The following is a 24,025-nucleotide window of genomic DNA, read 5'->3' on the forward strand; positions in this document are numbered from 1 at the left end:
TGCGGATGGACTCGTCCATCTCGCTGTACCAGGTGGTGTAGAAGTAGTCGAAGCGCTGGTCGACCGGACAGGCGTCGACGGCCTCGGCGCGGGGTCGGCGTTCGGGGGTCAGGCAGCGGCCTCGGTGGCCTGGGCGCTCACCTGCTGGATGACCTCGGTCAGGGAGGCCACCACCTCGGCGTCGTCGGCCGGGTGCGTCGCGGCGAAGCGCGTCACGGAACCGGGGATCGACAGCTTGACGTCCTCCAGCACCGCGGCGCCCGCGATACCGGCGGCCTTGCGGGCCTCGTCCTGCGCCCAGACACCGCCGTACTGGCCGAAGGCGGTGCCGACGACGGCGACCGGACGGCCCGAGATGGCGCCGGCGCCGTACGGGCGGGACAGCCAGTCGATCGCGTTCTTCAGGACGGCCGGCATGGTGCCGTTGTACTCGGGCGAGAACAGCAGGAGCGCGTCGGCGCGGCCGGCGGCCTCGCGCAGCAGCGCGGCGGCGGCCGGTACGGAGCCCTCGACGTCGATGTCCTCGTTGTAGAAGGGCACGTCCGCGAGCCCCTCGAAGATCTCGATGTCGACGCCCTCGGGAGCGTGCTTGACGGCGGCCTCGGCGAGCTGGCGGTTGTGCGAGCCGGTGCGGAGGCTGCCGACCAGGGCGAGGATGCGAACGGACATGGGAACTCCTGAAGGCGCTGGGGAGAGTAAACCGGACCGAGGTCCGGTTACAGTTGTACCACCTAACCGGACTACGGTCCACTTCTCGCTTTTCCGGGCTACTCTGGAGGCATGACCGGCCGCCTCCCGTCCCTGCCCCTCCTCCCGCCCGACGCCGACGGCGCGACGGATCCCGCTCTCGGCACGGCCGTCGGCTCGCCGGCCCTGCGGGCGGACGCCGCCCGCAACCGCACGCGGCTCCTGGAGGCCGCCTCGGGGCTGGTCGCCGAGTGCGGGGCGGCGAACCTGACCATGGAGGCGCTGGCCGCCGCGGCCGGAGTGGGCAAGGGCACCGTCTTCCGGCGGTTCGGCGACCGGGCCGGCCTGTTCCTGGCCCTGCTCGACCACCGTGAGCAGCAGCTTCAAGGGGCCTTCCTGTCCGGCCCGCCGCCGCTCGGTCCCGGCGCCCCGGCAGACGAGCGCCTGCACGCCTTCGGACCGGCCGTGCTGCGCCACGAAAGCGACCACCACGAGCTGATCCTGGCCGCCCGGACGGCGCACCCTGTCCGCCCGTACAGCGTGCCGGCGGCACGGCTGCGCCTGACCCACGTCATGATGCTGCTGCGCGCGACGGGCGCGGCCGGGGACGTCGAACTGATGGCGCACACCTTGCTCGGATACCTCGACACCGCCCTGGTCCACCACCTGGTCGCCGGACGGGGAATGCCGCTCGATCGCCTGGAGGCGGGCTGGCACTCGCTGGTCGACCGCCTGGCGCCGGGCCGCTGACACGGCCGGGACGCCGCCGTCGTGCCGTCCCGGCCGACCGGCCCGCGGCTCACAGCACAGCCGCCTGATCCCCCCGGCGCCGCCTCAGCCGGGACCGGCCCCCTTGACCGAAGGACGTACTCCCCGTGCTCGTCGCCCGCTCCGTCGCCCTGTTCGCCGTCGCCGCCCTCTTCGAGATCGGGGGCGCGTGGCTCGTGTGGCAGGGAGTGCGGGAACACCGCGGATGGATCTGGATCGGAGCGGGCGTGATCGCGCTCGGCCTGTACGGATTCGTCGCCACGCTCCAGCCGGACGCGGACTTCGGGCGCGTCCTCGCCGCGTACGGCGGCGTCTTCGTCGCCGGATCGATCGCCTGGGGCATGGTCGCCGACGGCTACCGCCCCGATCGCTTCGACGTCGCGGGCGCCCTCATCTGCCTCGCCGGCATGGCAGTGATCATGTACGCACCGCGCGGCGGCTGACCACTCGCCGGCCCGCCCCGGGACAGCACCTGCCAGGGGCGGCCCCCGGCCCTACAGGGCCCGGGCGGCGAGGAGTGCGACGTCGTCGTGGTCGTCGGGGTGGCGCAGGCCGTACAGCAGGAGGTCGCAGATCTGCTCGAGGGGCCGGTGGGGTTCGTCGAGGAAGCCGAGGAGAACGTCCAGGCGGTCGTCGATGGGGTGGTGCCGGGTCTCCACCAGGCCGTCGGTGTAGAGGACCATCAGGTCGCCGGGGCCGAGGTCGGTCGTCGTGGTCTCGAAGGGCAGTCCGCCGACGCCGAGCGGGACTCCCGAGGGCAGTTCGAGCAGCGCGGGGGCGCGGCCGGGGCGGGCGAGCGCGGGCGGCATGTGCCCCGCGTTGGCGATGCGGCACTGCCCCGTGCGGGGGTCGTACACCGCGTAGAGGCAGGTGACGATGTAGTGCTCCAGGTCGCAGGTGATCTTGTCCAGGTGCTGGAGCACGTCGCCCGGGTCGAGGTCGAGCTCGGCGTAGGCGCAGGTGGCGGTGCGCAGCCGGCCCATGGTGGCGGCGGCGTCGATGCCATTGCCCATGACGTCGCCGACGACCAGGGCGGTCTTGTCGTCGCTCAGGGGGATGACGTCGTACCAGTCGCCGCCCACTTCGCTGGTGGCCTGGGCGGGCTGGTAGCGGGAGGCGACTTCCAGGCCGGTGTGGTGAGGCGGGTGGTCGGGCAGCAGACTGCGCTGGAGGGTGAGGGCCGTGTTGCGCACGCTCTGGAACCAGCGGGCGTTGTCGATGGCCACGGCGGCGCGGCCGGCCAGCTCACTGGCCAGGATGACGTCGTCCTCGTCGAACGGAAGCGGGTTGCGGGTGCGCTTGAGGTCGAGGGCGCCGAGCACCTCGCCGTGGGCGATCAACGGCACGGCGAGATACGAGTGGACGCCGGCGCGGGCCAGGAGCGCGGTGGCCTCGGCGTCACGGCCGATGCGCGGCAGATCGCGGTCGCCGACGTGGCGCACCAGCACCGGCCGCCCCGTGTGGACGCACAGGGTGACCAGGCGGTCGCCGTCGTAGGCGGCGAGGTCACCGGGCGGGTCCGCGGCGCGCACGGCCTCGGTGGGGTGGGCCGCTTTGAGAGCGAGGGCGCGGAAGAGCTCCGGACCGCTGTCCGGTCTGGCGGTGCGGCGGCAGGCCAGGGCGGAGTCGAGGACGTCCACGGCGACCACGTCGGCGAGCTCGGGGGCGGCGATCTCGGCCAGCTCCTGGGCGGTCCGCTCCACCTCCAGCGTGGTGCCGACACGGGTGGAGGCGTCGGCGATGAGGGCGAGGCGCCGCCGGGCCCGGTCCGCCTCGGCGGCCGCGCGGTGCCGCTCGGTGACGTCGACGACCGAGGTGGCCGCGCCCAGGACCCGCCCGCCGGGGTCCTCCAGCCGGTAGAAGGACAGGGACCAGGCGTGCTCGTGGTCGGGGTCGGCCGGAGGGCGGCCCACGTGGTACTGATCGAGCAGCGGGGTGCCGGTGGTGAGCACCTGACGCAGAGCGGACTCGACGGTGTCGATGTCGGGGAGGGGCAGGGTCTCCCTCAGGTGACGGCCCACGTGCTCCTCGGCGGGTATGCCGTCGATGCGCTCCAGTGCCGGATTGACCAGGAGATACCGCAGATCGGGGTCCATGAGCGCCAGACCGATGGGGGACTGGTTGATCAGCCGCTCGCACAGGGCCAGATCGGTCTCGACGCGCTGGAGCAGGGCGTGGTCGGCTGCGATGCCCAGACCGTAGACGTCACCGAGTTCGTCCAGCAGCCGCATGTTGCGGAACTCCACCAGGCGGCTGCTGCCGTCCTTGTGCCGGACGGGGAAGGCGCCGGCCCAGCTCCGGCCGGTCTCCAGCACCTCGGCGAACAGACTCACCACAGCCTGCAGGTGCTCGGGGTGGATGAACAGTCGCGCCGCGTACTTGCCGAGGGCCTCCTCCGCGGTGTAGCCGAAGAGCTCACCGGCCTGTGGGGTCCAGAAGACGATGCGCCCGTCCGCGTCGACGACCACCGCGGCAACGCTCAGCACATCCAGCAGGCCGGTCGGCCGGGCCGGCTCGGGGCTGTACTCGTCACCGCTGGACGGGAAGGATTCGGCTGTCATCCCAGATCCTCCTCCACCGGCCGGCAGAAGGTGCCGACCTCTGTCGGCATCGGCGCACAATCGGTGTCCGACCACCGGCACCTTCCATGCTGCCCCCGGCCCTCCGCCTTGCCCAGCCGAGCGCACCGCCGTGCCCGGCCGAGCGCAACGGCCCGTCCGAGCGCGGTCCGGGGGCGGGGCGCCGCTCGGCGAAGCCCCTGCGGCCGGACCGGAAGCCCGCCGCCGCAGCCCCGACGGAATCCGCCGGGCCGGAAGCCCGCCGCCGCCCCCGCCGCATCCGCCGGGCCGTGCACATCGGGCGGACAAGCAGGACCATGGTCGTGTAGAGGATGGGACCAATGGATTCTGCGCGAAAAGGTTCCGATGCGCCCGCGTCCACCACGTCGCGCGATCTCTTCGACGCGTCCACCGACGCGGCCGCGGTGGTGTCCGCGGACGGCGTGGTGGTCGGCTGGACCCGGGGCGCTGAAGAACTGCTCGGCTACCCGGCCTCGGAGGTGGTCGGCGGCTCCGCCGCACGGCTGCTGGCGATGCCCGGCGATCCGGTGCGCGTGGCCGCAATCGCGGAGCGGTGCCACGCCGGGATGGGGTGGAGCGGCTTCATCTCCGTACGGCACCGCGACGGCTCGGGCATCGATGTCGACCTGAGGGTCTCGGCGTCCTTCCGTGTCGGCGAAGCCGTGTGTTTCCTGATCTCGGCACGGGAGCAGCGGCAGCAGTGGACGGTGGGCCAGTCCGTCCTCGAAGGGTTCCTGACCCGCTCGCCGGTCGGCATGGCGGTGATGGATCTGCAGCTGCGCTACGTGTGGCTGAACGACACCTTGGAACGCTTCGGCGGTGTGCCCCGTGAGCAGCGGCTGGGACGACGTCTGAGCGAGCTGTTGCCCGGGCTGCAGACGGACACCATCGAGGGACTGATGCGCAAGGTGCTGGCGACCGGGGTCCCGGTGACCGACTACGAGTACGTGGGGTGGAGTTGGGCCGATCCACACCGCCAGCACGCCTATTCCACGTCCTTCTTCCCCCTGGTGGACGCGGACGACTCGGTCACCGGGGTGTGCTACATGGTCCTCGACGTCACCGAGCGCTGGAACGCCCGCCAGCTCCTGTCGCTGGTCAACGACGCCGGGTCCAGCATCGGCCGGACCCTCGACGTGATGCGGACGGCTCAGGAGCTCGCCGACTTCGCCGTGCCCCGTTTCGCCGACTTCGTCATCGTCGATCTCCTTGAGCCCGTCCTCAGCGCCGAGGGGCACGGCGCATGGCTGACCGACGCGGGGCCGGCACCCGCCAGGCCCGTGCTGCGCCGCGCCGGGATGAGTTCGGTGCGCGAGGGCTGCCCGGAGGCGGTGGCACGGATCGGCGACCGGGTGGACTTCTACCCCCCGCAGTACGACGTGCAGATGCTCATCAACGGCGAGCCGGTTCTCATCCCGGTCCTCGACCTCTCCGACGACGTGTGGGCCGCCGAGGACCCCGCGAGAGTGGCGAAGAACCGTGCGTTCGGACTGCACTCCCTCATCTCCGTGCCCATGCGCGCGAGGAACACCGCCCTGGGCATCACCACCTTCGCCCGGACTCTCAATCCCGTCTCGTTCACGCCCGACGACGTCCTGCCGGCCCGGGAGCTGGTGGCACGAGCGGCGCTGTGCGTCGACAACGCCCGCCGCTACACCCGGGAGCACACGGCAGCGGTCACCCTTCAGCACAGTCTGCTGCCCCACGCCCTGTCGGGCGGCACAGCGCTGGAGGTGGCCTCCTCCTATCTGCCGGCGCACGCGCCGGGAGGGGTCGGCGGGGACTGGTTCGACGTGATCCCGCTGTCCGGCGCCCGCGTGGGCCTCGTCGTCGGCGACGTGGTGGGTCACGGCATCACCGCGGCGGCGGCCATGGGCCGGCTCCGTACCGCGGTCCAGACCCTCGCCGACATGGAGATGCCCCCCGACGAGCTGCTGGCTCACCTCGACGACCTCGTGCTCCGGCTGGGTGAGGAGGAGACCGAGGGCGACCCGGCCCACAGGAACACGGCCACCTTCCTCGGGGCCACCTGTCTGTACGCCGTCTACGATCCGGTCACCAGGCGGTGCACGATGGCCCGGGCCGGCCATCCGCCGCCTGTCGTCGTGGCACCCGGCAAGGGCGCCTCCTTCCCGGAACCCCCGGCCGGTCCTCCGCTCGGCCTGGGAGGCATGGCGTTCGAGGCCACCGAGATCGAGCTCGCCGAGAACAGCCTGTTCGGTCTCTACACCGACGGCCTCATCAGGGGGGCCGGCCACGACATGGAGCGGGGCATGTCCCGGCTCGGCGAGGTGCTGGCCCAGCCGGACTCCGACCTCGGAGCGCTGTGCGCATCAGCGGTGCGGCAGCTCGTCCCCGTACCCCAGGGCGACGACATCGCCCTTCTCCTGACGCGCGCGCACGCCCTGGGCGCCGAACAGGTCGTCTCGTGGGACGTGCCCGCGGATCCGGCCGCTGTCGCCGATGTCCGCGCCCGGGCGACTCGTCAGGTGGAAGCCTGGGGCTTCGGGGAACTGGCCATGACGACGGAACTCATCGTCAGCGAGCTGGTCACCAACGCGGTTCGCTACGCCGAACCGCCCCTGCGACTACGGCTGCTCCGCGACTCCCGACTGACCTGCGAGGTCTCCGACGCCAGCAGCACCGCCCCGCGGCTGAGACACGCCCGGAGCACCGACGAGGGCGGCCGCGGCCTGTTTCTGGTGGCCCAGCTCGCGCGTCGCTGGGGTGCTCGGTACACGGCCGGCGGGAAGATCATCTGGGCCGAACAGGAGATCCCGTGAACGGGACGACGCGCCGCGGCCCTGTCCCCGGCGCCCCGAGTGGCCGCCGCGGTCAGGGGTGTTGAGCTCCCGGCCGGGTCCGGGCGGCGCGAGAACGCGTCGAGGCCACCCCCCCCGCGACCGGTGCCGCCGGGCCGGGCGTACGCAGTCCCCGACGCGTCCCTCGTTCTCCCGCCGACCCCGACCGTTACAGGGCGCCCTGGGACCAGGGCCCGGTGATCGCGAACGTGATGCCGGGGGTCTGGATGTTCACGAACAGCCAGTTCCCGTTCTTCGGTTCGAACACCGAGCCGGCCCACTCCGAGCCGCGGTGGTCGGCCGCCGGGACGTTCTTGCCCGCGGTCCCGCCGCGCAGATCCACGTTGTTGGCGGCGAAGCGGAAGATCTGGCCGTCCGTGGTCAGCCCGTGGACGTACTCCGTCCCGCCGCCGTCCTCGCAGAGCACCAGGCCGCCGCGCGGGCTGACGCACATGTTGTCCGGCGCGTTGAGGACCTCGGCGCCGGGCGAGGCGAAGAGCACCCGGAACTCGTCGGTGGCCGGGTCGAGTTCGAAGACCTGGCCCTGGCGGGCGGGGCCGCCGTCGGTGGTGATCACGTAGATGCGGTCGTTGCCGTACCAGGCACCCTCCAGGCGGCTGAACACCGCGGCGCCGTTCGCCTGCGCCTGGAGCCGCACCGTGTCCGCCGCCGGGTCGACGTCCTCCACGGGCACCCAGGAGACGGTGCCGTACGCCTTCTCGCCGTCGAGGCGCGTGTCGTACGACGCGGCGCCGATGCGCAGCGCCTGGAGCCGGCCGCCCTTGGACAGGTCGCCGGGCACCGACGGGACGAACCGGTACAGCGAGGCGTCGCCGCGGTCCTCGGTCTCGTAGACGTAGCCGCTGGCCGGGTCGATGGCGATCGCCTCGTGGTTGAACCGGCCCATGGCCTTGTACGGCTCGGGGTTGCCCTTGCCCTGGGAGGCCACCTCGAAGATGTACCCGTGGCGCTTGCCCGCGGTCGTGGAGAACGTTTCCTCGCAGGTCAGCCAGGTGTTCCACGGAGTGGGGCCGCCGGCGCAGTTGCGCAGCGTGCCGCCGAGGCTGCCGTAGGACTCCAGCCACCGGCCGGCGTCCGGGTCGAAGACCAGCGTGGTGGTACCGCCCCCGGCCTCGGGGTTGTAGGCGGGGGCGGTGAAGGCGGGCCCGGCGCCGCGCTCGTGGTTGCGGACGAGGTGGACCTTGTCGCCGTAGCGGAAGGCCGCCATGCCGTCGTGCGAGCCCGGCGTGCGCACGCCGTCGTCCATGAGGTCGTTCGTCCACCCGTAGGAGATGTACTCGAACCCGCGCGGCAGCTGGAGCAGTTCCAGGCCGGTGGCCTGGTCCTTGACCGGGCTCAGGGGGCCGTATCCGGCGTCGAACGCGAGCCTGACCGGGGCGGCCGCCGCCGTGCGCGCGGCGAGGGCCTGGAACGGGACGGACGCGGCCGCGGCGACCGCGACTCCGCGCAGGAGGGTGCGTCGTTCGAAACCGGGGCCGGTCGGTCTTCCGGCGGACGTGCCTGTCATGGGAGTCCTCTCGATGCGTCGAAACGGGGAGAATGAGGGGGCGGCCGCCGGTCACCCTAGGAGCGAATCCTCCGTCCGGTCCCCAACGGCAAGTGAGCACTTTGAGAACCTCTTCGGATCGGCCGGAAAGCGCCGCCAGGTGGCGTGCCGCGGTCGTGAGGTGTCCCAGGGTCCGGGCCGTGAGGGAGGGGCGTACGCGCTCTCGGACCCGGCCTCGTCGCCTGGTCGAGGACCATGTCCGTCGTGCACTGCCTCACGGGCCCTCCCTCACGGGCGCTCTCGCCGCGAAAGCCGCGGCACCTGGTGGCCGGGACCGCGAGGCGTCGAGGACAGGAACTGTCCGCAAGGCTCGGTAGCGTGCGGGCCATGGCGACCAAGACGGTGAAGACGACGTACCCGAGGCTCGGCACCCGCGAACTGAACCGCGCCACCCTGGAACGGCAGATGCTGCTGCGCCGCGCGCCCCGCTCGGCGGTGACCGCCGAGGGTGCGGTGCGGCACCTCGTCGGGCTCCAGGCGCAGAACGTGAAGCCGCCCTACTACGCGCTCGCCGCCCGACTCGACGGCTTCGACCCGGGTGAGCTGTCGGCGGCGATGGCCGACCGCCGGGTCGCCCGCATCGTGACCATGCGCTCCACCATCCACACGCACACCGCCGACGACTGCATGGCGCTGCGGCCCCTGGTGCAGGCCGCGCGCGACCGCGAACTGGGCCAGTTCAGGAAGGGGCTCGCGGGCGTGGACCTGGTGCGGCTCGCGGCCGTCGCGCGCGACCTGGTGGAGGAGGAGCCGCGGACGATGAAGGAGTTGAGGGAGGCACTGCTCGCGCACTGGCCGGACGCCGACCCGTTCGCCCTCTCGGTCGCGGCCCGCTGCACCCTGCCCCTCGTGCAGGTCACCCCGCGAGGCCTGTGGCGGAGCAGCGGACAGGTCGCGCTGACCACGGCGGAGCACTGGTTCGGCAGGGAGACGGAGCCGGTGCCGGCTCCGGGCGAGACCGTTCTGCGCTACCTCGCGGCGTTCGGCCCCGCCTCGGTCAAGGACTTCCAGACGTGGTCGGGGCTGACCCGCACGCGCGAGGCGTTCGAGCGGCTGCGGCCGGGGCTCGTCGTCTTCCAGGACGACGAGGGCACCGAACTGTTCGACCTGCCGGAAGCGCCCCGGCCCGATCCGGACACCCCGGCGCCGCCGCGCCTCCTGCCGGAGTTCGACAACCTGCTGCTCTCGCACGCGGACCGGAGGCGGGTCGTGCCCGAGGAGCACCGGACGCGCACCTGGAAGGGGAACCAGGCCTACCGCACCTTCCTGGTCGACGGCTTCCTGGCGGGCATCTGGCGGCTGGAGGAGACGCAGGACACCGCGACGCTGACGGCCGAGCCGTTCGCCCCGCTGACACGGGAGCAGCGCGAGGAACTGACCGAGGAGGCCGCGGGTCTGCTCACCACCATGACCTCCGCACGGACGCACGACGTCCGCTTCGGGGCTGTGGGGGAGACGGGCTGACCGTCGCCGCGCCCGCCCCTCACGCCGTTGACTCGCACCCCTACGGCAGCACGCCACCCCGGCGGGCCGCCGCGACCGCCTCGCCCCGGCTGTGGGCGCCCAGCTTCCGCATGGCCGAGCGCAGATACGCCTTCACCGTCTCCGGCTTCAGCCCGAGCCGCTCCGCCGCCGCCGCGTTCGTCGCACCCGACGCCACACAGCTGAGCACGTCGACCTCGCGCGGGGCGAGCGTCACCCCCGCCGTTGGCGCGGCGCCGTCGGCGCGGGCCAGCCGGCCGCACACCGCCAGCAACTCCGCGCGCAGCGCCGGGTCCGCGATGCGCGGGGCGAGCGCCCGCAGCTCCCCGTGAGCCTCGCGGACCGTCTCCCAGGACCGCCGGTCCCCGACCGCCCCCGGGCCGGCATCCGCCCCCTGGCCGCGTGCCCCGGCCAGCAGCTGTCCCGCCTCCTCGCGCAGGAGGAGCGCCTGCTCCACGTCGCGCGCCGCCGCCACGGCCTCGTCGAGGATCCGGTCGCCGAGCGCCACGGGCCGGCGCAGCGCGCCGTACAGCACGCCGCGCACCCGCCGTCGTACGACGACCGGCACGGCGACGAGCGACCGCAGCCCCTCCGCCGCGACGGGCGTGTCGTACTCGTGGCTGATGTGCCGCGCGACCGGGTAGTCGGTCACGCGGCACGGCCGGGAGAGGGCCATCGACTTCCCGCCCAGCCCGTTGCCGGTGCGGATGGCGAGCCCGTGCAGCACGTTCGTCGCCGCACCGCTCACCTCGGCGATGCGCAACTGCCGCGCGTCGCGCGTCAGCCCGCCGAAGGCGACGGGCAGCCCGGTGGCCCGCCGCAGGCGCACGAGGGCGGCCCGTATCTCGACCGCCTCTTCCGGTCCGCTCACGCGCAGCTCCTCCCGCCGGTGCCCAGCTCCGGGACGACACCCCCGTATGGGGGTAGTGAGACCTGGGTCACCGATTACACGATGTGTGAGCCCCGTCCCGCAACGAGGAGGAAACATGACGTCTGGCGGCGCGACCGAGAGGTTCCGGGCTGCCCGGGATTTCCTGCTGGAGCACCGGGAGGACTACGCGGGCGCCTACGAGGGCTTCGAGTGGCCCCGCTTCGAGCACTTCAACTGGGCCCTCGACTGGTTCGACGTCATCGCCCGGGACAACGACCGCACCGCGCTGCACATCGTCGAGGAGGACGGCGGCGAGGTCAGGCGGACCTTCGCCGAGCTGGCGGAGCGTTCCGGCCGGGTCGCCAACTGGCTGCGCGGGCTGGGGGTGCGGCCCGGCGACCGGGTCGTCGTCATGCTCGGCAACCAGGTCGAGCTGTGGGAGACCGCGCTCGCCGCGATGAAGCTGCGGGCCGTCGTCATCCCCGCGACGCCGCTGCTGGGGCCGGCCGATCTGCGGGACCGGGTGGAGCGCGGCCGGGCGCGTCATGTGATCGTGCGCTCGCGGGACACCGCCAAGTTCGCGGAGGTGCCGGGCGACTACACCCCGATCGCCGTCGGCGACCGCGTCCCCCACTGGATCGCGTACGAGGACGCGTACGGGGCGTGCGCGCCCTTCGTGCCCGACGGGCCCACCCGCGCCGACGACCCCCTCATGCTGTACTTCACCTCCGGTACCACCGCCCGGCCCAAGCTCGTCGAGCACACCCATGTGTCGTACCCCGTCGGCCACTTGGCGACGATGTACTGGATCGGTCTCCGCCCCGGCGACGTGCACCTGAACATCTCCTCGCCCGGCTGGGCGAAGCACGCCTGGTCCAATCTCTTCGCCCCGTGGAACGCGGAGGCGACCGTCTTCATCCACAACTACACCCGCTTCGACGCGGCCCGGCTCATGGCCGAGATGGACCGCGCGGGCGTCACCAGCTTCTGCGCGCCGCCGACCGTGTGGCGCATGCTGATCCAGGCCGACCTGGGCGGCCTCGCCCGGCGCCCGCGCGAGGTCGTCGCCGCCGGCGAACCGCTCAACCCCGAGGTCATCGAGACCGTGCGGCGCGAGTGGGGCGTGGCCATCCGGGACGGGTTCGGCCAGACGGAGACCGCCGTGCAGGTCTCCAACAGCCCCGGCCAGCTGCTCAAGGCGGGCTCCATGGGCCGCCCGAGCCCCGGCTACAGGGTCGAGCTCCTCGATCCCGTCACCGGCGAGCCGGGCGCGAAGGAGGGCGAGATCGCGCTCGACCTGTCCAGCGCACCCGTCGGCCTGATGACCGGGTACCACGGCGACCCGGAGCGTACGGCCGAGGCCATGGCAGGGGGCTTCTACCGCACCGGGGACATCGCCGCCCGGGACGACGACGGGTACCTGACGTACGTGGGCCGTTCCGACGACGTGTTCAAGGCGAGCGACTACAAGATCAGCCCCTTCGAGCTGGAGAGCGCGCTGCTGGAGCACGAGGCGGTGGCGGAGGCGGCGGTCGTGCCCGCCCCCGACCCGGTGCGCCTCGCCGTGCCCAAGGCGTACGTCGTCCTCGCCGAGGGCTGGGATGCGGGGCCCGACACCGCCAAGGTGCTCTTCGAGCACTCGCGCGCGGTCCTCGCCCCGTACAAGCGGATCCGCCGGATCGAGTTCGCCGAGCTGCCCAAGACGGTGTCGGGGAAGATCCGCCGCGTCGAACTGCGCCGGCTCACCGCCGAGGGCTCGGCCGCCGAGTACGTCGAAGGGGACCTGCGATGAACCCTTCCTACACGCACGGCACGAGCGGCACCGCGCTGCTCGGCGACACGATCGGCGCGAACCTCGACCGCGCGGTCGAGGCCTGGCCCGACCGGGAGGCGCTCGTCGACGTGCCGTCGGGCCGCCGCTGGACCTACGCCGAGTTCGGCGCGGCCGTGCGCCTGGTGGCGCGCGGACTGCTCGGCTCCGGCGTCGCGAAGGGGGACCGGGTCGGCATCTGGGCCGTCAACTGCGCGGAGTGGGTGCTGATCCAGTACGCCACCGCCCGCATCGGCGCCGTCATGGTGAACATCAACCCGGCCTACCGCGCCCACGAGCTCGAGTACGTCCTGAACCAGGCCGGGATCTCGGTCCTCGTCGCCTCGCAGACCCACAAGACGAGCGACTACCGGGCGATGGTCGACACCGTCCGCGCCTCGTGTCCGCGCCTCGTGTCCGTGCACTACATCGGCGACGCCTCCTGGGACGCGCTGGTGGCGGCGGCCGCGTCCGTCACGGAGGACCGGCTCGCCGCGCGTGAGGCGGAGCTGTCCTGCGACGACCCCGTCAACATCCAGTACACCTCGGGGACGACCGGGTTCCCCAAGGGAGCGACGCTCTCCCACCACAACATCCTCAACAACGGGTACTTCGTGGGCGAGATGATCGCCTACTCCGAGCAGGACCGCGTCTGCATCCCCGTACCCTTCTACCACTGCTTCGGCATGGTCATGGGCAACCTCGCGGCCACCTCGCACGGCGCGTGCATGGTGATCCCCGCGCCCTCCTTCGACCCGGCCGCGACCCTGCGGGCCGTCGCCGACGAGCGGTGCACGTCGCTGTACGGGGTGCCGACGATGTTCATCGCGGAGCTCAACCTCCCCGACTTCGCCTCCTACGACCTCAGTTCACTGCGCACGGGCATCATGGCGGGCTCGCCGTGCCCGGTGGAGGTGATGAAGCGGGTCGTCGCGGAGATGAACATGGCGGAGGTGTCGATCGGTTACGGCATGACGGAGACGTCGCCCGTCTCCACGCAGACCCGCCGCGACGACGACCTGGAACGCCGTACGGGCACGGTCGGCCGCGTCATGCCCCACGTCGAGGTCAAGGTCGTCGACCCGGTCACCGGCGTGACACTGCCGCGCGGCGAGGCGGGCGAGCTGTGCACGCGCGGCTACAGCGTCATGCTGGGCTACTGGGAGGAGCCGGAGAAGACGGCGGAGGCCATCGACGCCGGCCGCTGGATGCACACGGGCGACCTGGCCGTGATGCGCGAGGACGGATACCTCCAGATCGTCGGCCGCATCAAGGACATGATCATCAGGGGCGGGGAGAACGTGTATCCGCGCGAGATCGAGGAGTTCCTCTACACGCACCCCAAGGTGGCGGACGTGCAGGTGGTGGGGCTGCCGGACGCGCGGTACGGGGAGGAGATCCTCGCGTGCGTGATCCCGCGCGACGCGGGGGACCCGCCGACGCTGGAGGAGATCACGGAGTTCTGCCGGGAGCGCCTTGCGCACTACAAGATCCCGCGCCGGGTGGAGATCCTGGCGGAGTTCCCGATGACGGTGAGCGGCAAGGTCCGCAAGGTCGAACTCCGCGACCGCTTCAGCTGACCCAGGGGCGTCGCGCCCCGGGTAGGCCTCGCGCACGCGGCCCGTTCCGCCGGGTGGTCGTCCCCACGGTCGGGATCGATGCCCGTTCCGGGCCGGTGCGGGCGGCTGCCCGACGGAAAGCCACCGCGCACCCGGCCGCGTCACGCGCACGGACCGGGCCCGGCACCCGAGAGCCGGTCACGCCCCGGGTGCGCCGCGCTCACGGAATCGGCCGCGCACGAGAGTGCGACCCGGTCCGGGCATCAGCAGACCGCCGTCCCGCGCGAAGTGGGGCAGGTGCAGCACGAGCGCCCTGTCGCCGTGCAGCGCCACCGACATCTGCACCCGCGGCACACTCGCGCTGCCACGCAGCGGCCGCTCCGGCGGCGGGTGTGCCTCGCGCAACGAGGCCAGCAGGTGGCGCGCCGCCGGCGTCTGACGCGGAACGAACCAGAGCGCGACCGCTCCCGCCACCGGCACCGCCGCCGCCGCTGTCGGCGCCGGGGAGTCGGGCGCGACCACCAGGCCGGCCGCGACCGTCACCGGCACCGCGACCAGCAGCGCACGGGCCGCGTGCCGGCGCCTGCGGGGCCGCAGCAGGCCCTGGGCCGCGAGTTGGTCGCTCAAGCCGTCCAGGGCGCGCCGCACCCGCGGCACGGTGAGCAGCACCTGGATGCCCACCGGGCGGCGCAGGGAGGTGTGGACGGCGAGCTGCAGGGGATCGCGGACCGCGGTCGCCCAGCCGTCGATCCGCACCGTGCCCCTGCGCCCGCTCGTGACGACACCGCGCTGTTGGAGGGCGACGAGCGCCACGGTCACGGCCGCCCGGCGTCCGCCGCGCAGGAGGGCCACGGACTGCGGAGCGGGCGCACCGGTCGTGTCCGCGCCCGGCGTACCGGCCCTCAGAAGCACGGCCGCCGCCGTGAGCGCCACGCACGCCGCTCCGGTGAACCACCACATGTCGAGGGGCATCACGCCCACCTCCCCCGAGCCGTGTCCGCGGCTGTAGGAGGTATCTGCCCATGCGCAGGGGGGCGCGAAGCCCGAAACGGCCGATTCTGAGCTTTACTTGAGATTCCGCCCGGTTGCGTGGGCTACGTGCCGATCGCGAGCAGCTCGTCCGCGGGCGCGTTGACCGGCTGGGGGCAGCCCGTGAGGTCCATGACGAACAGCGGGATGCCCAGCCGGTCCGCGCGTGCCCGCGCATCGTCCGCGTAGCCCGCGAGGGAGAAGAAGACGCTCTGCGCGGACGCGTTGAGTCCGTTCAGCCACAGGCACTCGACGGCGCGGATGCCGGCCGGCCGGGTCGACGGATCGACCTGGGCCACCACGCCCCGCCCGCGCAGGTCGATGCCGGACGCGGGTCTGACCTCCGGCTGGACGACGTCCTTGAAGCCGAGCCACCGCAGATACATCGCGGCGGCCGTCACCGCGTCGCGTGCGGTGCGGATGGTCACCGGCCGGAAGACGGGACGGGCCGCCGTCCCGGTGGGGGACAGGGGCAGCCGCGTGGGGCGGGGGGCGTCCGGCGTCGTGGCCGGGGTGGCCTGGCCCGGGTCGGGGGCGGGTGTGCTCACCGGGCGCACCGCGATGCGCAGCACGGTTCCGCAGGCGCAGTCGAGCTCCGGCTGCGGCCACTGGTCCTGCCGCTCGCAGAAAGGGCAGCGCACGGTCACCCAGTCCTCGGTCCAGGTGCGGTGGGTGATCGGCTCCGGGGGTGCGCCGCGCAGCAGCGGGGGAGCGAGCGGCGCGCCGCAGGGGCACGGATAGACCGGCGGTGCGTACAGATGGTCACGGCGGCAGGCCGGACAGCGCACCGGCACGCTCTCGACCGTCACGGCACCTCCCCCTCGTGGCTGCCGTCCATCGTCCACCAACGGCGGCGAGTTGGCGAGGCACTTCGCGGACTGCGCCCCCTGCGCTCCGGAGCCGCCCCCTCGCCTCCCGCCTCCCTTGACGCCCGACCGGGCTCGCCCTACATTTGCTTCCGTATAGCAGAACTAGACTTCCGTAATACGGAATACTGGACACCGACGCGGGACGACGCTCTCAGGTGGCGCGACAGAGCCGATCCCCAAGGCCGGAGCAGGAGCACCCCATGCCTCGTATGACCGCCGCCCGAGCGGCAGTTGAGATCCTCAAGCGTGAAGGCGTCACCCACGCGTTCGGAGTGCCGGGCGCCGCGATCAACCCCTTCTACCGGGCGCTCAAGGAGGGCGGTGGCGTCGACCACACGCTCGCGCGTCACGTCGAGGGCGCCTCGCACATGGCCGAGGGCTACACCCGCGCCAAGGCGGGCAACATCGGGGTCTGCATCGGCACCTCCGGCCCCGCCGGCACCGACATGATCACCGGTCTGTACTCCGCGATCGCGGACTCGATCCCGATCCTGTGCATCACCGGCCAGGCCCCGGTCTCGAAGCTCCACAAGGAGGACTTCCAGGCCGTCGACATCGCCGCGATCGCGAAGCCGGTCACCAAGAAGGCCACCACCGTCCTCGAGGCCGCCCAGGTCCCGGGCGTGTTCCAGGAGGCCTTCCACCTGATGCGCTCCGGCCGCCCCGGCCCGGTCCTCATCGACCTGCCGATCGACGTCCAGCAGACCGAGATCGACTTCGACCCCGAGACCTACGAGCCGCTGCCGGTCTACAAGCCGCGGGCCACCCGGGCCCAGGCCGAGAAGGCCATCCGGTTCCTGCTGGAGTCCGAGCGCCCGCTGATCGTCGCCGGCGGCGGCATCATCAACGCCGACGCCTCCGGCCTGCTGGTCGAGTTCGCCGAGCTGACCGGCGTCCCGGTCATCTCCACCCTGATGGGCTGGGGCACGATCCCGGACGACCACGAGCTCAGCGCCGGCATGGTCGGCGTGCAGACCTCCCACCGCTACGGCAACGCGACGTTCCTCGAGTCGGACTTCGTGCTCGGCATCGGCAACCGCTGGGCCAACCGCCACACCGGTTACAACCTCGACGCCTACACCAAGGGCCGCAAGTTCGTCCACGTCGACATCGAGCCCACCCAGATCGGCAAGATCTTCGCCCCGGACTACGGCTTCGCCTCCGACGCCAAGGCGGCTCTGGAGCTCTTCATCGAGGTCGCGAAGGACCTCAAGGCGGAGGGCAAGCTGCCGGACTTCGGCGAGTGGGCCGCCTCCGCCCAGGAGCGCAAGGCCACGCTGCTGCGCCGCACGCACTTCGACAACATCCCGATGAAGCCGCAGCGCGTCTACGAGGAGATGAACAAGGCGTTCGGCCCGGAGACCCGCTACGTCACCACCATCGGCCTCTCCCAGATCGCCGGCGCCCAGATGCTGCACGTCTACAAGCCGCGCCACTGGATCAACTGCGGCCAGGCCGGCCCGCTCGGCTGGACCATCCCGGCCGCGCTGGGCGCCGCCACCGCCGACCCGCAGACCCCGATCGTCGCGCTCTCGGGCGACTACGACTTCCAGTTCATGCTGGAGGAGCTGGCGGTCGGTGCGCAGCACAAGATCCCGTACGTCCACGTCCTCGTGAACAACGCCTACCTGGGCCTCATCCGGCAGGCGCAGATCGGCCTGGACATCAACTTCCAGGTCAACCTGGAGTTCGAGAACATCAACACCCCGGAGATCGGCGTCTACGGTGTCGACCACATCAAGGTCGTCGAGGGCCTCGGGTGCAAGGCGATCCGGGTCACCGACCCGAACGAGCTGGGGGCCGCCTTCGAGGAGGCCAAGAAGCTCGCCGCCGAGTACAGCGTCCCGGTGGTCGTCGAGGCCATCCTGGAGCGCGTCACCAACATCTCGATGAGCAAGACGGTCGACATGAGCAACGTGACGGAGTTCGAGGAGCTCGCCACCGAGCCCGGCCACGCCCCGACCGCGATCAAGGCCCTGAAGGTCTGATCCCCCGGCCCTGCGAGGCCACATGGCCCGGTCCGCACCCGCGGACCGGGCCTTCGTCGTACCGGGCGCCCGGCGCGGTCACAGGGGCACCTGAGGGGGGCAGGTCCGCCGGCTCTCGCAGGTCTCGGGTGCGGGTGCGGGCAACCGGCCGCGGCTCCCGCTCTGTCTCTTCCCCCGGGCGGCACACGCCGTCCGCGGAGCCACCGCAGGGAAGCGGATCGACGGGGGAGGACGCCGTGGCGGGATTCCGGCCGAACTGGCGGGCGTTGCTCGTCGCCTTGCCGCCGGTGGTGGCCGCGCTGTGGCTGTGGGTCGCCTTCGTCGAGGACATGGGGGCCGGGGAGGCCACCTGGACGGCGATGGCGGCGGCGGGGTTCCTGTGCGTCCTCTCCGTGGCGGAGGACGCGTGGGAGCACTGGCGGAGGTCGCCGCGGGGGCGACCGAGGCACCGGCGGGGACCGCGAGGCGCAGACGGATCAGGGCCCGGTCTCTGTGCGCGGACCGGGCCCTGATCACCGAGCGCGAAGTACGGGACCGTAACCGACTCCGCGCTCTGTCTGTGAAGTTGTTGCCGCCCGACGGTGCGAGGCTGGCGCGACAGGACGTTCGCGCCGCCGGGCGGGTCCGGGAATGGCCGGGGACCGCGGCGGGGCGATCGGCCGCCGGTCCTCCTCACGTCAGGTCGGAGAGGGGGACCGGCGCCTTCACCACCGCACTGGCATCGCAGGCCGCCGCGGTCCTCAAGCCGTCCGCACCGGTGACCACCCCTCATCCGGGCCACCGATCCGGACTGCGCACCGTCACCGGCAGGACGCCGGCTCCGGTGCGCCGTCTGTGACTAGTCCTCGCGCAGGGCGCGGACCGCCTCCTCCACGCGCCTGCCGTAGTCGGCGTCGGCGGCGTGGAAGTGGGCCAGGTTCTTCTCGATCACGTCGTCGCGGGTGACCTGGGACAGGCCGCCGGCGATGTTCGCGACCAGGCGCTGCTTCTCCTCCTGCGACATCAGGCGGTAGAGCTCGCCGGCCTGGAAGAAGTCGTCGTCCTTGACGTGCGCGGGCGCCGCGTGGGTGCCGGTCCAGCCGGTGACGGCCAGCGGGGCGGAGAGCGCCGCGTCCGTCTGGGCGGGGCCGGCGTACGAGTTGGGCTCGTAGTTCTTGTCGTGGCGCGAGCCGTTGCGGGTGGCCATGAGGCCGTCACGGCCGTAGTTGTCCGCGACCGTCGCCTTGGGCGCGTTCACCGGCAGCTGCGTGTGGTTGACGCCGAGGCGGTAGCGGTGGGCGTCGGCGTAGGCGAAGAGGCGGCCCTGGAGCATCTTGTCCGGGGACGGGCCGATGCCGGGCACGAAGTTGTTCGGGGAGAACGCGGCCTGCTCGACCTCGGCGAAGACGTTGTCCGGGTTGCGGTCGAGGACCAGACGGCCCACGCGCTGCAGCGGGTAGTCGCTGTGCGGCCACACCTTGGTGAGGTCGAACGGGTTGAAGCGGTAGTCCGCCGCCTCGGCGGCCGGCATGACCTGGACGTAGAGGGTCCAGGACGGGTTCACACCGCGCTCGATGGCCTGCAGCAGGTCCGTCTGGTGCGAGTTGGCGTCCTTGCCGACCAGCTCGGCCGCCTGCTCGGAGGACAGGCAGCGGATGCCCTGGTTGGTCTTGAAGTGGTACTTCACGAAGAAGGCCTCGCCCGCCTCGTTGGTCCACTGGTAGGTGTGCGAGCCGTAGCCGTTCATGTGGCGGTACGAGGCGGGGATGCCGCGGTCGCCCATCAGCCAGGTCACCTGGTGCGTCGCCTCGGGCGCGTGCGCCCAGAAGTCCCAGACGTTGTCCGGCTCCTGACGGCCCGTGAAGGGGTCGCGCTTCTGCGAGTGGATGAAGTCGGGGAACTTGATCGGGTCCTTGATGAAGAACACCGGGGTGTTGTTGCCGACGAGGTCGTAGTTGCCCTCCTCGGTGTAGAACTTCACCGCGAAGCCGCGCGGGTCGCGGACCGCGTCCGCGCCGCCGAGCGAGTCGGCCACGGTCGAGAAGCGCAGGAAGGTCTCGGTGCGCTTGCCCACCTGGGAGAGGAAGTCGGCCTTCGTCCAGCCGGTGACGTCGTCGGTCACCTCGAAGTAGCCGTACGCGCCGCTGCCGCGGGCGTGGACCACGCGCTCCGGGATGCGCTCACGGTTGAAGCGGGCGAGCTTCTCCAGCAGGTGCTGGTCCTGCAGGAGCAGCGGGCCACCGACGCCGGCGGTGGCGGAGTTCTGGTTGTCGGCGACCGGGGCGCCGGACTCGGTCGTAAGCACGCGCTTCGACATCGTGACCTTCCGATACGTACGGGAGCTGCTGGCGGTGCGAGGAGCGTAAGGACGCCCCCGACCTCGCGTCAACAGTTTGTTGAAATTGAAGAGGAGTGTTCCGGCCGGTGCCGGCGCCTGGGCGCGACAGGACAGGTGTCAGCGCCGACACCGGCCGGGGCATGTGGGGGCCGTGGCCCGTCCGGGCAGGGACTCGGGTGGGTGCCGCCCGGCTGATCCCCCAGAGGGCCCGGGCTGTGCAGGGCCGCGGTCCGCGTTCCGGGGGCCGGGGCGTCAGACCTGCGCGCCCGAGAGGCGCTCGACGGCGCGCAGCAGCGCCGAGTGGTCCAGGCCGCCGTCGCCCTGGGCGCGCAGGGAGGCGACCAGCTGGGCCACGACCGCGCCGACCGGCAGGGCGGCGCCCACGTTGCGGGCGGCGTCGGTGACGATGCCCATGTCCTTGTGGTGGAGGTCGATCCGGAAGCCGGGCTTGAAGTCCCGGTTCAGGAAGTTGTCCTTCTTGCGCGTCAGCACGGTGGAGCCGGCCAGGCCGCCGCCCAGCACGTCGAGCGCGGCCTTCAGGTCCACGCCCGACTTCTCCAGGAAGACCACGGCCTCGGCGCACGCCTGGATGTTGACCGCGACGATCAGCTGGTTGGCGGCCTTCACCGTCTGGCCAGAGCCGTGCGGGCCGCACAGCACGATGGTCTTGCCGAGGGCCTCCAGGATCGGCTTGGCGGTCTCGAAGTCCGCCTGCTCGCCGCCGACCATGATGGACAGCACCGCCTCGATGGCACCCGCCTCGCCGCCGGAGACCGGGGCGTCGAGCACCCGGATGCCCTTCTCGGAGGCGGCCTTCGCGAGGTCGACCGAGGTCTGCGGGGTGATCGAGGACATGTCGATCAGCAGCGCGCCCTGCTTCGCGTTCTCCAGGATGCCGTCGGGGCCGTAGGCGATGGCCTCCACCTGGGGCGAGGCCGGGACCATGGTGATCACGACGTCCGCGTCCCGGACCGCCTCGGCGATCGAGGAGGCCGCGGTGCCGCCGGCCGCGGCGAGGCGGTCCAGCTTGTCCTGCTCCAGCGTGAAGCCGGTGACCTGGTAACCGGCCTTCAGCAGGTTCTCGGACATGGGCGAGCCCATGATGCCGAGCCCGATCCAGGCAACCGCCGGGCGGGCGGGGCGGGAGGAATCAGCAAGAGTGCTCATGAGGTACCTCTTTCAAAAATGCTTGCGGGGTAGGTCAGTTGGCCGCTCGGGCCGCCGGGGGCAGCCAGCCGAACGACTCGGCGCCCGGGCGGTCGCCGGCCTTGTACTCCAGGCCGACCCAGCCCTCGTATCCGGCCTTCCTCAGCTCGTCGAGGAGCTGCTCCAGCGGGAGCGAGCCGGTGCCCGGAGCGCCGCGGCCCGGGTTGTCGGCGATCTGGACGTGACCGGTCTTGTCCGCGTGGGCCGCGATGACCTGGGACACGTCCTCGCCGTTCATGGACAGGTGGTAGATGTCCAGGAGGAACTTGGCGTTGCCGAGGCCCGTCGCCGCGTTCACCTTGTCGACGACCTCGATCGCGGCGGGCGCGCTCACCAGCGGGTAGAGCGGCGACTCCGGCTTGTTCAGGGTCTCGACCAGCAGGATCGCGCCGATGCGGTCGGCCGCGCGGGCCGCGAGGACCAGGTTCTCCAGGGCGAGGGCGTCCTGGATCTGCGGGTCGACGCCGTCGACGCGGTTGCCGTAGAGCGCGTTGAGCGCCGTGCAGCCCACCGAGGCGGCGAAGTCGGCGGTCACCTCGATGTTGGCCCGGAAGCGGTCGGACTCCTCACCCGGCACGGAGAGCGCGCCGCGGTCGGGGCCCGGCAGCTGCCCGGCGTAGAAGTTCAGGCCCACCAGCTGGGTGCCGGCGTCGTCGAGCGCCTTCTTGAGGGCGTCGAGCTCCGCCTGCGGCGGGGTGGGGGTCTCGATCCAGGGCCACCACAGCTCGACCGCCGTGAAGCCCGCCGCGGCGGCTGCCGCGGGACGCTCCAGAAGCGGGAGTTCCGTGAAGAGGATCGAGAGGTTCACATCGAAGCGCTGGTCCGCGTATCCCATGAGGGCTGTGCGCTCCTTCCGTATTGCGGAAGTTTCTTTCTGCTTAATGGAATTCTGTCGAGCGGTGGCCTGAGCTGTCAAGACGCGGACGCAAAAAAGCGCCTCCGAGCTGGGACGGCGCGGCCCTGCGGGGGCTGCTGCCGTCCCGGCCCAAAGGCGCGGGAGGGGAGAAGGCTGGGGCTCTAGAGGGCGTCGACGGCGCTCACCTTCCAGCCGGCGTCCGTGCGCGACATCGTCATCCGCACCCGGTTGAGATCGACCCGCGAGCCGGTCACCTGGGTGCTGGTGGTGACCTGGTTGACGAACAGCAGGACGACCACCTTGTCCGGCGACGCCGACACCACCGACGCGGCCGGGGCGCCGCCGTCCGGCGGGCGCACCACGGAGGCCTTGACCGTGCCGCGGTACTTCGTCGCCGTCGGCGCGACCACCGCCTTCGTGGTCCTGCCGTACTCGTCGCGGAACGAGCCGGTCAGCCAGGTGCGTGCGGTCGCGAAATCCTTGTCCAGCCGCCGGTGGTCGTACGACAGCACCACCGGCGCCGCCTTGCGGGCCGCCGCCAGCGCCTCGGTCCGCGCGGTGTCCGTGTCCCGGCCGCGGACGTACTCCCGGCCCAGCACGCCGGCCGCGACCAGGGCGGCCACCAGCAGCACCGCGAGCGCGGCGCACACCCGGCCACGGGTGATCAGGCCGCCCCGCGTGACCTCCGCGGCCACCAGCACCCGTCCGACGTGCTGCTCATCGGGCCTGCGCGCCTGCGAGACGTCGTCCGGGGCCTCGGCCGGGACCTCCGCGAGAGGCACGGCACGGGACGCCGCCGCGATGCCCGAACCGCGCGGACCGCCCGAGGAGCCCGGCGCACCGGACCTGACGCGCTCGGTCCTCTTGGCCGCCGCCCGTGCGGCGGCGGCCATCGTGCGCTGCCCCGCCGACGCGGCGCCGCGCCCCCGGGTCGTCGGATTCGCCATGGTCCTGCTCCTCACTGCTGGTGGTACGGGGGTGGACGTTCGGGGCGGTCAGCCGACGAACTCGACGTTGGAGGTGAGCCAGCGACCGCCTTCGAGCACGAGGTCGAGCTGCAGGCGGTAGGTGCGCGCCTGCCCCTCGGGTGCGGCGGTGTTGGTCACCTTGCTGTCGGCGACGACGAGGACCCGGGCCGACCGCTCGTCCGCCCGCGCGATGCCCGCCTCCAGCACCTGGCCCTGGGACACCGACTTGTTTGCGGCGACCAGCTTCGTCAACTCGGCGGTCTGGGCGGTGAACTGCTCCTTGAAGTCGCCGGTCGCGCCCTTGAGCACGTTCGCGCTGTCACGCTCGTAGTGCCGGTAGTCGAGCGAGGTGAAGTTCAGTGCCGACTGGCGGGCGGCGGCCAGGATGTCCTGCTCCCGCTGCGCCTCCGCGCGCTGCTCGTACACCTGCACGCACAGCCACCCGCTGAGCGCGGTGACGACGACGGTGCCCAGGGCCAGTGCCGCGGCCGTCCACCGGCCACGCGCCACCCGTCCGGCGGCCTGCCGCAGGCCGCGTGCGCGGGCCCCGCGTGCGCCCTCCGTGTGGGCTCGCCCCGGCGTGCCGGGGACGTCCGAGCCGTCCTGCTCCCCTGCGGGTGCGGTGCGCTCCGAGCCGGACGTCCCAGGCCCGTCCTCCTCCGCGTCCG

At 72.4% G+C, this 24,025-nt stretch carries 18 protein-coding genes; 7 read left to right on the top strand and 11 right to left on the bottom strand.

What is annotated here, in order from left to right; translation table 11 throughout:
* Nucleotides 1–108: 108 nt before the first annotated feature.
* Nucleotides 109–669, bottom strand: a complete 561-nt coding sequence (locus AB0K02_RS15750; RefSeq protein WP_365992987.1) for an NAD(P)H-dependent oxidoreductase — start codon at nucleotides 667–669, stop codon at nucleotides 109–111.
* A gap of 111 nt (nucleotides 670–780) precedes the next feature.
* Here AB0K02_RS15750 and AB0K02_RS15755 point away from each other — a divergent pair, with 111 nt between their 5' ends.
* Together AB0K02_RS15755 and AB0K02_RS15760 are read left to right on the top strand one after the other, a co-directional pair.
* Nucleotides 781–1,437 carry a helix-turn-helix domain-containing protein gene (locus tag AB0K02_RS15755; protein WP_365992988.1) on the top strand — a complete coding sequence of 219 codons (657 nt, stop codon included), beginning with the start codon at nucleotides 781–783 and terminating at the stop codon, nucleotides 1,435–1,437.
* A gap of 125 nt (nucleotides 1,438–1,562) precedes the next feature.
* A complete protein-coding gene (locus AB0K02_RS15760; RefSeq protein WP_365992989.1) occupies nucleotides 1,563–1,898 on the top strand; it encodes a YnfA family protein in 336 nt (111 codons plus the stop codon).
* 51 nt (nucleotides 1,899–1,949) lie between these two features.
* On the opposite strand, the gene AB0K02_RS15765 is transcribed toward AB0K02_RS15760, so the two are convergent.
* A complete protein-coding gene (locus tag AB0K02_RS15765; RefSeq protein ID WP_365992990.1) occupies nucleotides 1,950–4,016 on the bottom strand; it encodes a SpoIIE family protein phosphatase in 2,067 nt (688 codons plus the stop codon).
* Nucleotides 4,017–4,354: 338 nt separating this feature from the next.
* Here AB0K02_RS15765 and AB0K02_RS15770 point away from each other — a divergent pair, with 338 nt between their 5' ends.
* Nucleotides 4,355–6,817, top strand: coding sequence for a SpoIIE family protein phosphatase (locus AB0K02_RS15770; RefSeq protein ID WP_365992991.1), 2,463 nt, complete (start codon nucleotides 4,355–4,357; stop codon nucleotides 6,815–6,817).
* Nucleotides 6,818–7,004: 187 nt separating this feature from the next.
* On the opposite strand, the gene AB0K02_RS15775 is transcribed toward AB0K02_RS15770, so the two are convergent.
* Nucleotides 7,005–8,363 carry an alkaline phosphatase PhoX gene (locus tag AB0K02_RS15775; RefSeq protein WP_365992992.1) on the bottom strand — a complete coding sequence of 453 codons (1,359 nt, stop codon included), beginning with the start codon at nucleotides 8,361–8,363 and terminating at the stop codon, nucleotides 7,005–7,007.
* A 366-nt stretch (nucleotides 8,364–8,729) separates the two neighbouring features.
* Between AB0K02_RS15775 and AB0K02_RS15780 the strand changes: the two genes are divergently transcribed.
* Nucleotides 8,730–9,866: a winged helix DNA-binding domain-containing protein gene (locus AB0K02_RS15780; RefSeq protein ID WP_365992993.1), complete on the top strand. Its 1,137-nt coding sequence runs from the start codon at nucleotides 8,730–8,732 to the stop codon at nucleotides 9,864–9,866.
* 40 nt (nucleotides 9,867–9,906) lie between these two features.
* Here AB0K02_RS15780 and AB0K02_RS15785 read toward each other — a convergent pair whose 3' ends face one another.
* A complete protein-coding gene (locus AB0K02_RS15785) occupies nucleotides 9,907–10,755 on the bottom strand; it encodes a LuxR C-terminal-related transcriptional regulator (protein ID WP_365992994.1) in 849 nt (282 codons plus the stop codon).
* Between the two features lie 115 nt (nucleotides 10,756–10,870).
* On the opposite strand from AB0K02_RS15785, the gene AB0K02_RS15790 reads away from it, so the two are divergent.
* On the top strand, nucleotides 10,871–12,547 hold the full coding sequence (locus AB0K02_RS15790) for an AMP-binding protein (RefSeq protein WP_365992996.1): 1,677 nt from the start codon (nucleotides 10,871–10,873) through the stop codon (nucleotides 12,545–12,547).
* Nucleotides 12,544–14,145: an AMP-binding protein gene (locus AB0K02_RS15795; protein WP_365992997.1), complete on the top strand. Its 1,602-nt coding sequence runs from the start codon at nucleotides 12,544–12,546 to the stop codon at nucleotides 14,143–14,145. Before AB0K02_RS15790 ends, AB0K02_RS15795 begins: the two co-directional genes overlap by 4 nt.
* Before the next feature lie 177 nt (nucleotides 14,146–14,322).
* Here the strand turns inward: AB0K02_RS15795 and AB0K02_RS15800 are convergent, their stop codons facing one another.
* Nucleotides 14,323–15,096 (bottom strand): TIGR04222 domain-containing membrane protein, encoded by a 774-nt coding sequence (locus AB0K02_RS15800; RefSeq protein WP_365992998.1) that lies wholly within the window; start codon nucleotides 15,094–15,096, stop codon nucleotides 14,323–14,325.
* A gap of 122 nt (nucleotides 15,097–15,218) precedes the next feature.
* Nucleotides 15,219–15,962 carry a hypothetical protein gene (locus AB0K02_RS15805; protein ID WP_365992999.1) on the bottom strand — a complete coding sequence of 248 codons (744 nt, stop codon included), beginning with the start codon at nucleotides 15,960–15,962 and terminating at the stop codon, nucleotides 15,219–15,221.
* Nucleotides 15,963–16,231: 269 nt separating this feature from the next.
* Here AB0K02_RS15805 and gcl point away from each other — a divergent pair, with 269 nt between their 5' ends.
* Nucleotides 16,232–18,010, top strand: a complete 1,779-nt coding sequence (gcl, locus tag AB0K02_RS15810; RefSeq protein ID WP_365993171.1) for a glyoxylate carboligase — start codon at nucleotides 16,232–16,234, stop codon at nucleotides 18,008–18,010.
* A gap of 838 nt (nucleotides 18,011–18,848) precedes the next feature.
* Here gcl and AB0K02_RS15815 read toward each other — a convergent pair.
* From AB0K02_RS15815 to AB0K02_RS15835, 5 genes are all read right to left on the bottom strand, one after another.
* A complete protein-coding gene (locus tag AB0K02_RS15815; protein WP_365993000.1) occupies nucleotides 18,849–20,306 on the bottom strand; it encodes a catalase in 1,458 nt (485 codons plus the stop codon).
* Nucleotides 20,307–20,579: 273 nt separating this feature from the next.
* Complete coding sequence (locus AB0K02_RS15820) at nucleotides 20,580–21,494, bottom strand: 2-hydroxy-3-oxopropionate reductase (protein ID WP_365993001.1); 915 nt, start codon at nucleotides 21,492–21,494, stop codon at nucleotides 20,580–20,582.
* Nucleotides 21,495–21,528: 34 nt separating this feature from the next.
* Nucleotides 21,529–22,368: a TIM barrel protein gene (locus AB0K02_RS15825; protein ID WP_365993002.1), complete on the bottom strand. Its 840-nt coding sequence runs from the start codon at nucleotides 22,366–22,368 to the stop codon at nucleotides 21,529–21,531.
* A gap of 182 nt (nucleotides 22,369–22,550) precedes the next feature.
* Nucleotides 22,551–23,336 (bottom strand): hypothetical protein, encoded by a 786-nt coding sequence (locus AB0K02_RS15830; RefSeq protein ID WP_365993003.1) that lies wholly within the window; start codon nucleotides 23,334–23,336, stop codon nucleotides 22,551–22,553.
* A gap of 48 nt (nucleotides 23,337–23,384) precedes the next feature.
* Entirely contained in the window at nucleotides 23,385–23,867 is a 483-nt protein-coding gene (locus AB0K02_RS15835) for a hypothetical protein (protein ID WP_365993172.1), read from the bottom strand.
* Between the last annotated feature and the right edge of the window lie 158 nt (nucleotides 23,868–24,025).

This window comes from Streptomyces sp. NPDC049597, from assembly GCF_040675505.1.
Taxonomy (GTDB): Bacteria; Actinomycetota; Actinomycetes; order Streptomycetales; family Streptomycetaceae; genus Streptomyces.